This is a genomic window from Anaerobiospirillum sp. NML120449, from assembly GCF_023051105.1.
Classification (GTDB): Bacteria; Pseudomonadota; Gammaproteobacteria; order Enterobacterales; family Succinivibrionaceae; genus Anaerobiospirillum.
On record NZ_JALKIL010000045.1, the window covers coordinates 26338 to 39534 of the forward strand.

At 47.6% G+C, this 13197-nt stretch carries 4 protein-coding genes; 3 read left to right on the plus strand and 1 reads right to left on the minus strand.

Annotation, left to right across the window (positions count from 1 at the left end):
- Positions 1 to 4419 precede the first annotated feature (4419 nt).
- A complete protein-coding gene (locus MXE41_RS11040; protein ID WP_247100527.1) occupies positions 4420 to 5322 on the plus strand; it encodes a transporter substrate-binding domain-containing protein in 903 nt (300 codons plus the stop codon).
- 1081 nt (positions 5323 to 6403) lie between these two features.
- On the opposite strand, the gene MXE41_RS11045 is transcribed toward MXE41_RS11040, so the two are convergent.
- Positions 6404 to 7009, minus strand: coding sequence for a hypothetical protein (locus tag MXE41_RS11045; RefSeq protein WP_247100528.1), 606 nt, complete (start codon positions 7007 to 7009; stop codon positions 6404 to 6406).
- Between the two features lie 1840 nt (positions 7010 to 8849).
- Between MXE41_RS11045 and MXE41_RS11050 the strand changes: the two genes are divergently transcribed.
- Positions 8850 to 9014 carry a hypothetical protein gene (locus tag MXE41_RS11050; RefSeq protein WP_246977331.1) on the plus strand — a complete coding sequence of 55 codons (165 nt, stop codon included), beginning with the start codon at positions 8850 to 8852 and terminating at the stop codon, positions 9012 to 9014.
- 1428 nt (positions 9015 to 10442) lie between these two features.
- The gene (locus MXE41_RS11055; RefSeq protein ID WP_246977332.1) at positions 10443 to 11540 is read left to right on the plus strand and encodes a transporter substrate-binding domain-containing protein; all 1098 of its coding nucleotides are present in this window, start codon (positions 10443 to 10445) and stop codon (positions 11538 to 11540) included.
- Positions 11541 to 13197: the final 1657 nt, after the last annotated feature.

The following is a 13197-nucleotide window of genomic DNA, read 5'->3' on the forward strand; positions in this document are numbered from 1 at the left end:
TGGCCCAGTAGCAATTACCAGCCGCATCTCAGTCCAACACCTTCCTGCCATAGGCAGAGCGGGGGTGAGTTGCAAAGAGCGCAAATGTCCTGTACCCCACAAAAGCACATTGCCCCGTCGCCTGCACTGCACCCAGTACAGCTCTGGGGCACACGATCAGAACCTGAAGCAGACAGACCGTAAATGAGCATATACAAACAGGCTAATATTGAGCCCTGTTGCAGCGCAGATCAGCTGCCAGAATGGAGCTGTAACGGGACGGTACACCACGCTCCGATAACGGCTCAGCGGCCTGAGTGCAGCGTAAAGACACTTGCATGGCATTATATCAATTGCAATCACAGCTGACACTTAGCTGACTGCCGCTGGTGCCCGAAAATATCCCCACGAACATGCCTGTTTTCCAGCCTGCACTGATTCCACCTGCAAGGCCATACCTGCCCAACTGACACTCGCCACTGTGAAGGCTCTCCTGTACAGCCATAAATAATGAGGTAATGCAGCCACGACATCCACGGCACTTCACCAGTACAGGGGCTATGTATACGCGATGCAGAAAGAATGCAATGGCGAACATGCCAATGCCAATGGAATGCAGCGGCGAGCATTGCAATGCCGATGGAACGCTGCGGCGAGTACCCTAATGCCGATGGAATGCTGCGGCGAGCACCCAAATGCTAATGGAATGCAGCGGCGAGTAACCTAATGCCGATGGAATGTCGCGGCGAGCCCCCAATGCCGATGTAACGCAGCGGCTTTAATGCGGCAATGCAGTTAAGTTGCCTGCATACCAGCTATAGCCCATCAGAGCTATGTTCCGGAATTAATCTCCGGTCATGACATGCTGCCCATCAGGGGGTTCGGCCTCAGGACTGCTGTCCTGTGGCTGGAGCCCTTATGCATCGAAGTACGCTTATTAACACAATAAAAATGACTGTGCTTTTGTCGTGTGAATGCGTTTTACTGAGTCGAGCGCCATAACGCACCATTTTGAAGCAAATGGATGACTAGATATGCATTGTTGCGGTGACTGGACTGATTTTCGCCGAACTTCCGTCACTTTTTTGAGGTTATCGGGACCAAAATATGTGAGTGATTCCGCATTTTTTCTACGAAGTAATGGCGTTTATCCTTGCTGAATCTAAAATGCTGATATCAGCTGTTCTAGATATTGAAATTCCGGTACAGCGACACCATCAGCAGGACAGACATTGTTAACTGTTCGATGTCAGCGCCTTAACTTCCTGCTGATCTGTCCCGGACAGCTGTTGCGGTTAAATAAACCGGCACAATGCCATTATGTAAGCTTCAGGCCGCCTTAAACAGGCAGTCCTTTGTCGACAGACTTAGCCTGCAGCCTGCAGCTCAAAAAACACCATTCGTATGGTATTTACTACTGCGCCGGTCTGATTACTCATCAATCCATGTGGTTTGAACAGCAACAGCTTTTGGGAGCACAGATATGGCTCCAAACAGGCACAGGGTATCGTGTTCCACGGGCCTGGCACAGGTATCGTGTTCCAGGTGGGTGACGTGGGCAGCCTCTTCCAGGTGCCATGTACCCGGTTCGCCGTATCATGTTTCAGCTGCCTGTCGCGCTTCTTCACGTTCCCGGCAGGGAGTCATCAGGGAAACATTGCCTGCATATGCTGCCAGGCAAGACCATTGCTGACACAAAAGGTTAAGGGAGCGCCCTCAGATTAGTCTGCAGCTAATCGGAGGACTTTTCGCAGTTTTTCTGCAGCTCTCAGCTCTTTGACTGTGGCCCACTAAAGAGCCCCATCCTCAGGCCTTAGAATTAAGAGTATCTGCTTAAAATCGGCAGATGTGATGCTGACAGCCTTAAGATTGTTACCGGGCGTCTTATAAGCTGAACGGACGCGTATAAGCCTGCTGTGCCGCTCATAACACAGACTGAGTGCGCATATTTTCAAGGTATCAGCACAAGCTGCAACAGCGATACTTACAGGCATGTATCTCGAGATAACAAGTGGTGTGTTTATTTCAGCGGTGCTATCCTGAACATGGCTTTTTTATGAGGATAGTTACTCTTAAACGGTAGCATACGGTTCCGCAAAAGAACCGTATTACGCAGCCAGTGTCCGCAGAACCATACTGCGCTTTTCTTATGCGGATACTCTTATGAGCTGGTTGAATCTTTTCCGTAAATGCAGCATTGGAAAAGCAAAAGCAGCCTGCACAGGAAAACCTGATTGGTCATAAATTTTTGAAGTTAAAGTATAATTTTTTAACATTAAATTTTGTAATTAAATCAGATATCTGTTGTGAATTGCTTTAGGCAGTACTGTTAAGTAAGTATAATTAGGCAATCGATATAAAAGTTATTTTAAAATAAAACGGTGTGGGGCCGCCTCCTGTCACAGGGAGGCGGTCTTTTTTTGCCTGTAAAACAAGCATGCAAGCCAACAGGCAAAAGGAGACAAAGATCGCTCAATGATCCTCACCGCCTGGCACCTGCATTCCCCCTTCTCACCACTGCAAAAGCGCAGGCGCCCGAATGACAGGCCTCAGAAGCATCAGAAGCCTCAGAAGGTTGCGGTCCCCCGAACACTGTCACATTCACTGCCGCTGGCACTGCCACTGCCGCTGCTACTGCAAGTTACAGTACTTGTGCATATGCCTGCTCAGGCGCCATGCAACACTGAAACAAGGCCCTGTTATAAGACTTAAGTTTTGGCCACTTTACGGTTTCATGATGCGCTGGCCGCAACGAGAAACAGCGCTCTCCTGATATACCAGGCACTCCTGATATACCAGGCACTCCTGATATACCAGGCACTCCTTTATCCCTGCAGCCCCTACTCTATGTTGACCGCCTCTACTGGATGGCCATGTTGCTATGAATGCGATGGCTATCCTGTGCGCTTGTCATACTGGCAGAACATCAGGGGATACAGCTCATGGGATGTTGTTAAGGTTTACGAACACTGTTCCTGATTCTGGTATCAGCTGCCTTTATCAGAAAATCTGGGAAAAGCAGAGCTGCGTTCCTTGAAAACTACCTGGTATAAAAACATTGGCAGCTTTAAATGCTGTAAATATGGGATTTATGGCAGGCATCTTGGCGGGATTGCAGTCCTGAGATCAGCTTACGGCAGGGACATGGCCATGGCTTGAGTCCGGCTGACCAGGCAAAATAACAAGAATCAAGACATTTGCGTGATCGAATTTTTGGATCACTGCTTATATGCCCTGTAAATAATTGATTCTGTATTTATCCTTGATACATAACTTGATACTGCAAAACACGTCATACAGCAAATGATTCTTATTATCACTTTTCTGATAAATGGCCTGTTTATGCGCCCTTTACGCGAGCGCAAAGGTTCAACATTGCCTTTTGCGGTTACGTGTTCCCCGAGGGCACTGGTAATTCAAAAAATTAATGGTAATATAGCCATCACTTTCACTATTGAATGGTTTGGCTGACCCAACAGAGGCGGTCGCAACTGCACAGCAGAGCCTGTTGAATACAGCTCCCGGTTTGAGACCAGCTGGTCAGCCAGACATTTTAGTGGCTTTTATAAATGCAGCATAAGACTGCAGCCTTAACTAAAGGTGCCTTAATACATAGTTAAACTGTAATGGCGCTTAATCAGCATCATGCTCCGAATTTTACGCGGACTCCAGCATGACTGAATATCAAACGAATTTATGGCAGTACCTGCATGAAAATCCTGACTGTAAGAATATGCTGCCAGGATTTTCAGGCTCAAAATGAAAACGGTTACAAAATTATGCTGCTATGCCATACAGGCACAAAACTCATGAGCGGTTCTGACCGACTCTACATACAATAAGCAGGATACGCCAGGTTACCAGTTTACAAAATGCGTATCTCACAGCCCTGCAGAGCATATAACAGGCCTGATCATGCCGCAGGCTATGCCCTTTGATTTGAATGGACAGCATCAAGGAAATGCCCTTGACTGAAATAAAACTGTCAAATATGTACAGAATATTGTAAAACCCATCTAATAAGGGCTTTATATAAACATAATGTCTTCTTAACCTGCCTACATAAAGTGCAGTGAGCACCATTAACAAACAGTCAGACAGATAAAAAACCACTCAAACGTAAATCGTGAAACTATTTCAGAAGTACTTCAGATTACGTTACGAACAGGAGATGATAACGTTACCACGCGCATAACCGCCTTTTTATAAGCCTCTTTATCAGCTGCTACGAACAGCATGTTCTGAGTCAAATGAAAAACGGATAATGAGACTGATGAAAAAATGTTTCACTTTCTTACGTACACGGTAAACTGGCTACGCCAGCTGACACCACGACGCTGATGTAAATGCACAAAAACAGCATTTACGGCAGCAATTATGTGATGCCACATCGCAACTTGTTAGCTGAGCTTTGTCTGTCTACATGCTAACGGTTAAGAAATGCAAGCTACTTTCATCAAGTCAGGTGCCGCCCTGCTGTGCGCCACCACCCTTCTGGCCTCTGTAATTACCGCTCCAGCCTGCGCTGCAGCTAATAAAAACGCTGCCACTGCAGCAGCACAGACGCAGTCTGCAGTACAATCCCAGGACACAGGTGTTCAGGAAGCACAGTCTCTGCCTCTAAAAGGTCATACTCTTGAGGCAGGCGTAGCCATCGCACCACCATTTGTCATTGCAGACAAGGGCTTTAACAATCTCAGTGGCATTGATATTGACCTCATCAACGAGCTGCAGAGACGTACCGGATTTGAACTCTCAGGCGGCCGTATTCATCTGATGAACTTTTCAGAGCTGCTTGATGTAAGCGCTTCAGGTGCCCTGGATATCACAGGTGGAGCTATTTCCCTGTCTCAGGAGCGCGAAGGTAACTACAGATTCTCTGATCGTTCCTGTCTGTCCAATGCCGTGGCAGTTGTCAGAGCTGACTCCAGTATCAGCAGCCTTGATGATCTGAAAGGCAAGACTGTAGCTGCCGAAGTTGGCACCACCGCTCAGGACGTACTGCCAGGTGAATATGCCAGCAAGGTAAAGATGCGCGAAAGCGCCACCAATTTCATGCAGTTTTATGATGTAGCACGCGGCCATGCCGATGCGCTGGTAGCTGACCACGCTGTTGCCATCGACTATATCAACTACTGGAAAGACGCCGGGCTTAAGATTGCCTTTGAGCTTCCGGAGAGTTTTTCCTCAATTGGGCTGCTTTTTAAGAAGGACGACATGGTCTCTGCCGAACTGGCCTGTGCTTTCAGTGAAATGAAGCAGGACGGCACTGTAGACGCGATTGTCGACAAGTACATTCCAGAATATAAACACTCAGGCAGCCGCCTGGCCGGCAACTACTGAAAAGCCCGGCAGGCCCGGCTTGACAGGGGAAAGCAAAGCAAGGGCAGCATGCCCGCCCCACAGGCCTCCTGAGAAAAACCGATACCTTTTGATGTCACAATGGCCCGTCCCATGGACGGGCTGTTTCCTGTCTGCAGCACATCAAAACTACCAGTTCTCACTAACCATCCCAATATCCGTCCCCATCTCCCGTCTCCACAAACCATCCCTCTCACCACTTACCTTTCACCTCTCACCTCTCTCTCTTCCCCATTCACTTTTCCTGTCAGACTTCCCTGTTTCATCCTCGTCATCCAACCATCCTCCCAGCTGATAAACAACAAAAAATCCAGGCGCCCCATGACGATGCCCTCTCTTTCCATATCACTTCCCATTGAACTTTTTCGGCCATAGCCACCATCAGGATATCCCTCCAGGCTTTACAAACCGGATTACAAAGGGTTTTGTGAAAGTTCTTTAAAACATATCTGCTCTGTCAGACTGACCTGAAGCTTTAATCTGCTCTGACCTGAATACATGTATCCATGAGGCTTTAACCTGCAGGATTGAATCCTTCAATCCCCTCATCCCTTACCCTGCCATACAGACAACAATACAAAACGGAACTGTACTGTACTTTACTGTACTGTTTTGCTTTATAAAACCATACATAAAGAATACAGGGCCACAGCTCAGCTAAAGCACCAGGCCGACCTGTACGGCACAGTGTTTACCTGAACATGCCATTGCAGACATTTCTGTAATTGATATAAGGAGCATCAGATCACACTCTAACAGCATATTGTCTGATACTAATCATGCTCGCTTACTATGGGTGTCATGGGGAATTTGGTGCACTTTGCTGCAGAGGCCATAAAGCAAAAGAGCAGCTCACAGTAAATTTACTGTTTGCTGCTCTTTTGTCAGGCAATTTGCTCTATGTTTTGTAATGCATTAAGCAACCATGGTGACCTGCAATGTCAGGAGCTGCTTTATTGCCTGTACCTTTAGCTAAATTCTGGAAGATAAAAGCTGAAAAGCTGTGCACCACGTTCAGCTGCCAGGTTGAATTAAGGATGGGCAATAATGTCCTTTGTTGCCCTTACTCTTCATCGTCATCATCATCATCATCATTGCTGTCAGGGCTGTAGAACAGAATCTCATCCCAGTCAACATCCAGAGCCTCATCAATAGCTTCAGATGCACCTGTCTCCTTGAATGTCTTAAGCTGCCTGATGCTGTCTTTCAGATAGGCATTGAAGTCCTTGAAGATATTTTCATAAAGGTCATTGAGCAGGAAGGCAAAAAACTCAAAGCCATCTTCATCATCCTCAGATTCTTCAAAATCGTAATCCTCAGGATCTTCCATCTCAAAGATTTCAGCCGTTTCAAGCTGCACAGTAGCATTCTTGCCAGCCCACTTATCCAGAGCTTCATGAGCCTGAGCACAGAGCTCGTCGTACTTCTCCTGAGTAACAGCTCCCTGAGACAGGCAGCGCTCATAAAAATCAAACAGACGCTTGCATCCTTCGTCAAAATCACCCTCAAGGGCCAGAGGAACCTCAGCGTCCCAGATGCAGGACTTAACTTTGCGCACCCTGGAGCTGACCATAATCAGCTGGGTCATGCTGGCCTCATACGGATACTCACAAAGTCCAGTGCTTTTACCATCCTGAGTACGTACATAAAGATAGCTGCGGTTGCTCATTCAAAGGCTCCTTAAATTTAGCGGAATACAGAACCTATTATACCCCGCCATGCCTGCTGAATATTACTGGCCGTCACCCCATAACACCCAGATATGTCGCAACCACCACAGCCAGATATGTGGCAGTAGCCTGGCAGCAATCCATAGCCATTTGCTGTGCAGCAGGAACAGCCCTGACTCAAGCCTGAGCCAGATGCTGCGCTGCAGGTGGAGGCCATGTTCAAGTCTGGATCGGCCTATTGCTGCAGGTTGTCGCCTGGCTAAGCTCTGGGTCAGTATCGGTGCTTCAGTACCGTCCCTGCGCAGCTATGGTACAGAGGCTGCGCTGCAGGCGGTGGCCTGGTTCAACTATGGGACTTGGGCAGCGCTACAGGTCGTGGCCTGGTTCAACTATGGGACTGTGGCGGTGCGGCTGGCGTTGGCCGGGTTCTACTATGGAACTGTGGCGGTGCGGCTGGCGTTGGCCGGGTTCAACTATGGGACTTGGGCAGCGCTACAGGTCGTGGCCTGGTTCAACTATGGGACTTGGGCGGCGCTACAGGTCGTGGCCTGGTTGAACTATGGGACTTGGGCGGCGCAGCTGGCGGTGGCCGGGTTAAAGTCTGGGGCTGGGGCGCGTTTAGGTATGGTCGTACTCAAAAATTACAGGTGCTCTGCAAAGTACGTAGTTTGCGAGGTGTCAGATACTGTAAGATTTAAGAGATTATATTCAGTGAATTCAATATGAATAAACAGTTCTGGTTTCTTCGGGATGCTGTGTGCAGGTGTGAGTGATGGATGTGGGAGTACGACCATGCCCGGCTGATCAGGATATTGTCAGCCTCAATGGTATATGTGAAGGTGTATGTGATGTGGGATGGATAAAAGCTTTGTCATTATGCATCACCAGCGCTGCCCCGCACTGTGAGCGACCTTTTGATGTGATGTTTTGGCCTTATGTCTGTCTGATTTAGATGGGGCAGGCCTTTAGCCGCGCCTGACCCACATAAATGTTTATCCAAGGTCGATTCTAGATAAGAAAAGGATGCTTTTCAATAAAGAAATATCTATGTTAGCGGACCTTTTTCCTTTATTGTGCACTCAGTCAAAAATATGTATCCATGACCATACTGGTCAACTGCACAAATTTCTTATTTTGCAAGTAACGATTATGTATTACAATCTGCACCGCCTCCATTGAAATAGAGCACCAGTTGAGGCTCACATTTCTGGCGTATCCAGTTCGCTGCCCGTGTGGATCATTGTATGGGCTGCGAGAGCTCAGGCAAGGCCTTTGACGCTCTGCCAGTACGCTGACAACAGCAGCTGTAGTTAGCATGTGTTACAGCGCTGTCATATGACTTTATCAGTGGAGAGCCACATAATCTTATTACTGATCAGCAAAGCGCCATGGTTTGATAACTTTTCCGCTGTGCTGACAAGCTGATTTCAGGAGATCAGCATTATTAAGCTGCAACTGTGCAGCTCATGCTGTTCATCCAGAAACTGAACCCGACCTCCAAACACTGATGGACCTGCGGCACTGCCGGACAGAGATACTGTCTGCCGCAATGCCATCATCCTGCTCTAAAACTGCTCGGGCTTCAGATAATCACTCAACATATGCGACCCTAACCGGTCGCATAAGGGAGAGACTGCACAGCAGTCCTTTTCATAACAACAGCAATGCTCATCTGACAGTATCGGGCAATATCAGACATACAGGCAAATACTCTGGTTATTACCGGCTGACTGGCATATGCAAGCAGAAGCGCAACAAGGTCACCTGAGCTTTCCCTTATCCCACAGCCAAAGTCCCTGGGATACCATGGCATGTGTCCTGTGTTGTTAAAATGTCTCTATGAAAACCACACATCTTTTCCGCCTGGCTACGCTTTTTACCCTCTTTGGCGTCATGATCTATATGTTTGATCCTGACTTTGACATTATTGAGGACTCCCTGTACTCCCATCATACTCACAATCTGATGGACACATTAGAGCAGTTCCTGGATATCCTTGACTGATCGTAAGTCCTTATCGGCCCTCCCTCCCATGCCATGAAATGCCATGACATACCTGCTGATTTGACCATATCTTATATCTGACAGTCCGAAACCTCATCGGCTCATAACGTCAGTAACTGAGCGCATCCCATCCAAGGCCCCCTGTTGCGTCTGTCCTGATTGCAAAGGATTGCTCAATGCATCTGGATTAATTTCGCAATTATCCTGACCAGGCGCGTGTAATATGTCCTCCGGGCACTGCCCGCTGACCTTTGGCCACTGGCGCTGGGCATTGTCCTGGGCATGGGCATTGTCCTGGTCCAGGTCATAGCCATAGTATCGACCAGCATTATGGCCTCAGTCCTGGCCTGCAGCAGGGTATGTCCTACTACAGGTCTTCAGTATTCTGGCTCTGGCTGCAATCACCTTTTGCATCACAATTGATCATTGATAATCTTTGCCGCAGCATGTGATGGCTTTTTTGCTATAATTTAGCGTCCGTTCGCATGAATATGCGATTTGTGTACAGCTTTGTCTTCCTTGCCTGAAAGCTCAGGTGCAGTACGCTGCCTCATCATATGAATATGGCCAGAGGCCAGACACCTCACCTCGGTCACACCTGTACGGAGTACTGCTCACATATCCATGGCCTGTCAGCGGTACTGGCTGAACGAGCTTGACGGTATTTTGTGATGATCCTCTTCCTGTTTTGATGCATGAACAACAAGCACAACGGAAAGTATTGCATCTTTGATAGCAAGGGACATCCACCATATAACTGATATTTCTCCGCTATAACGTTTACTGCTTGAATATTTCACGTTTAGCGGGTATAAAAACCATAATGCACACGCGTAACATCGCACAACTTTCCCGGTCATATACACCTGGGAACAAGGTGCAATACTGCGCGACAGCATTAAGGCGGACTGCCTGTATTCATTGCCATATTTGCTTTACACAGCTGGCAATGACTGTTCCGCAATGCCCTAATCTTAAACATAAGGTGTTTCAGTACACTGTGTCCATGAGCCGCTGCTCTCCTGTCCAGATATGTCGGCAAATCTCTCCATGAGCGCTTTTATCAATGTAATCATGCATGCCAGAACAGCACTTTAGCACCGCTGTCTTTAACATGGTTATGACCTCACGGAGGTATCCGTATATGTGACCATTTTACCGGGCCGCATGGCAGGGCCTGTCTGCATGTCGCTCTTAAGTCACACTGCTGCATACTTTTGTGAAGCCGATAAAATTGCCCGGCTGTCAAAAGACAGTAATCTGGATACAGTTCCAGTAAGCCAGCAACGGAGGCAGTGCATTATCTACGCTTTCCTGAAGCCTCAGGAAAAATGCTCTGCCAGTTTTCAGCACCCGTAAGTCGGCTTTTATCAGTGCGGCCAGTATGGCCGCCCCTACAGACACTGCTCTGGCATTGGAGAAATGATTGTGAATATTCTAGTCAAGAGCCTGCGCTCTTTTCTAATCGTAACTGGCACCCTGTGCATTGGTTTAACGTCAGCCATATCCGCCGCTAATGCTCAAGAATCCCTTGAACAGGCTCAACCCTCAGACAATCAGTATATTACGCAGGACAGCACCGCTCTGAGTACAACAGAGTCAATTCCAGATTCAAGTGCTGAACTTGCTGCCTCCCTGGCCTCAGGAGGAAAAGACCTGCTGGCTCTGGTAGCTGCTTCAAGCCCTGATGATCTCGCTGCCGGTCTTAAGGAGCCACCAGCTGTGGTACATATGCCGGCATCAACCCTCATCCCTGTATCAAAGGGCAGCCGCAGCAAACGTCATGGCTCTCAGCCACTTGCCAATGTTGAACTGTCTGTGGCTTTCTCAATTGCTCCGCCTTTCGTTATAGTTAACCGTAACTTCACTGATCTTGACGGTATCGACGTTGACATAGTGCGCGAGCTTCAAAAACGTACAGGCTTTAAACTCAAGAGCAACCGCTTTGATCTGGTGAACTTTGGTCAAATGATGGATATGGCCAAAGAAGGCAGAATTGACATCAGTGGCGGTGCAATCTCCCTTACAGAAGAGAGAGGCCGTATCTTTGAGCTGGTAGGTCCTACAGTATCTTCATCTTCAGTAGTAGTGATGCGCAACGGTTCCACTGCCAGCACCCTCAATGACCTCAATGGCAAGAGTATTGCCGCCGAGGAAGGTACTGTAGCTGGAGATTATATCCCTGAGGGTTCTGGCATTCACGTTACCATGCATGGTACCCCTACCAACTTCATGGCATTTTACCGTGTGGCAGCAAACCTTTCTGATGCCATGATTACTGACGGACCTGTAGCATACGATTATGTCAGGAACTGGCATGGCGCCCGACTCAAGATTGCCTTTGCACTGCCTGACTCTGAAGGACAGATGGGTCTTATCATGAAAAAAGGAACCCGTGCCACAGAAGTTCTGGTAGATACCTACCATGACATGCTTGAGGACGGAACTGTCAGAAAGATCCTGCTCAAATACTTTAATGAAAAAGATGCTGAGCAGATTGCACATTTCAAGATCATGGCTCCTTAAGAGCCTTCAGCACATCTGCCTGCAACAGGCGATGTCGGCACCACAGCTTGCTGACTTAACATAGTCAGATGCCATATTTACCAGCCCGGACATTTCCGGGCTGACTGCGTCATTGCTGCTATGCTGCTTTGTCTGCCCCACCTGTCTTTAATATCAGCAGGCAGCTTTAACCACTCCTCTGCAACCATATCTCAAAGCCCTCCAGATATCCCTTTCCTGCCTGACTAAGCCGCTTTCATACGGCCATGGCAAGGCACGACATATTAATCCCTATAACCTTATGTAAAGCGACAGTCAAAGCCGCCTTATGAGCCCTGTCCTGAAATGCAATGATGCTCATTTTCCAGTGCATTGCACTGCCGTGCTGTGCACCTTCACTAATTACCTCTGCCTGTTCATATCCAGGAATTTCCTTCCTTTCAGATGCACTGCCCAGTCATGCACATTGCTAATGACCTCTGTATGTTCATATCCCGGAATTTCCTGCCTTTCAGATGCAATGCCCAGCCGTGCACCTTCACTAACTTACATCTGCCTGTCGATATCCCGGACTTTTCTGTCTTTCAGATGCATTGACTGCTGTTGTCCTTTTGTAACCTTATAACAGAGAAATGATCACTGTCATTAAGGAAAGTCTTACCCCCACAGCGGCATGAGGTCAGGCGCTTATGGGGCCAGTGCGTACATGAAGCTATGACGTGCATGAGGCCTCACATCGTACAGCATTATAATGTGTGGCAGCACTGTGATGCTGATTTTACATGTCAGTCAGAAACAGGACGGACTTAAAGATAAATGGTTTTATACAGCATGTTCTGGAACCTGATGTAGGATATGTTCTTCGCAGCTTTGCTGATATGACAGTTTGAATGTCAGCGGTTATGAAGACTGGCCATCTGATTCACGGGCGTTGACAGCTGCAGGTCAGGTGACGGCGGCACAGGACGCTGCTGATGTCATGTTAGCAACGGATCACCGTGCATGACGTGCATGATGCGCATAAGCTCGAATGTACATTGCAGAGCAGTGCGGTGCGGTGCAGCGCAGTGCATTGCAGTGCAGCGCAGTTCATTACCTGCAGGACTGCATATACCTCTTGTCTGGTGCAGCTACAAAATGGCTTTCATTTGAGCTTTAATGACTGTTTGAATATCGCAAGGGGGAGCATCGATAATTATTGCCGTAATATCGTCATACCTTGCCGCAGTGATGCGTCGCCCTGGAAGCTGCTGCCATTACCACAGAATTATGTAAAAGCACTTATCCATAAAATAACGGGCTGCAATGCTTTTATCTGTTAAAATGTTCTACCGTGATGCAAACATGCACACTTCTTGCACTGTATTGTGCGGCAAGGCATTTCGTACTTTGAACAGACACTGTTAAAGTCGAGGAAAATATTAACTTTTCTATCTGTATGCCTTAGCTGCCGTAGAGCTGACTCCCTCTGCTGACAGGCTAAAGCCCGGAGGGTAATTAAGACAGACTTAAAGTCTGTATTGTTGAGTGCTACGGTTTTTATCAAGTGGCTACGGCGAAATTATGAATGACATGGTTCAAAAATCAAAAAAATAGTTCATAAATACCTTGACAAATCAAAAATATTGATAATTTTCAGGCATAGAACTTGCTGAAATTGGCTTAAATAAGCTATTTG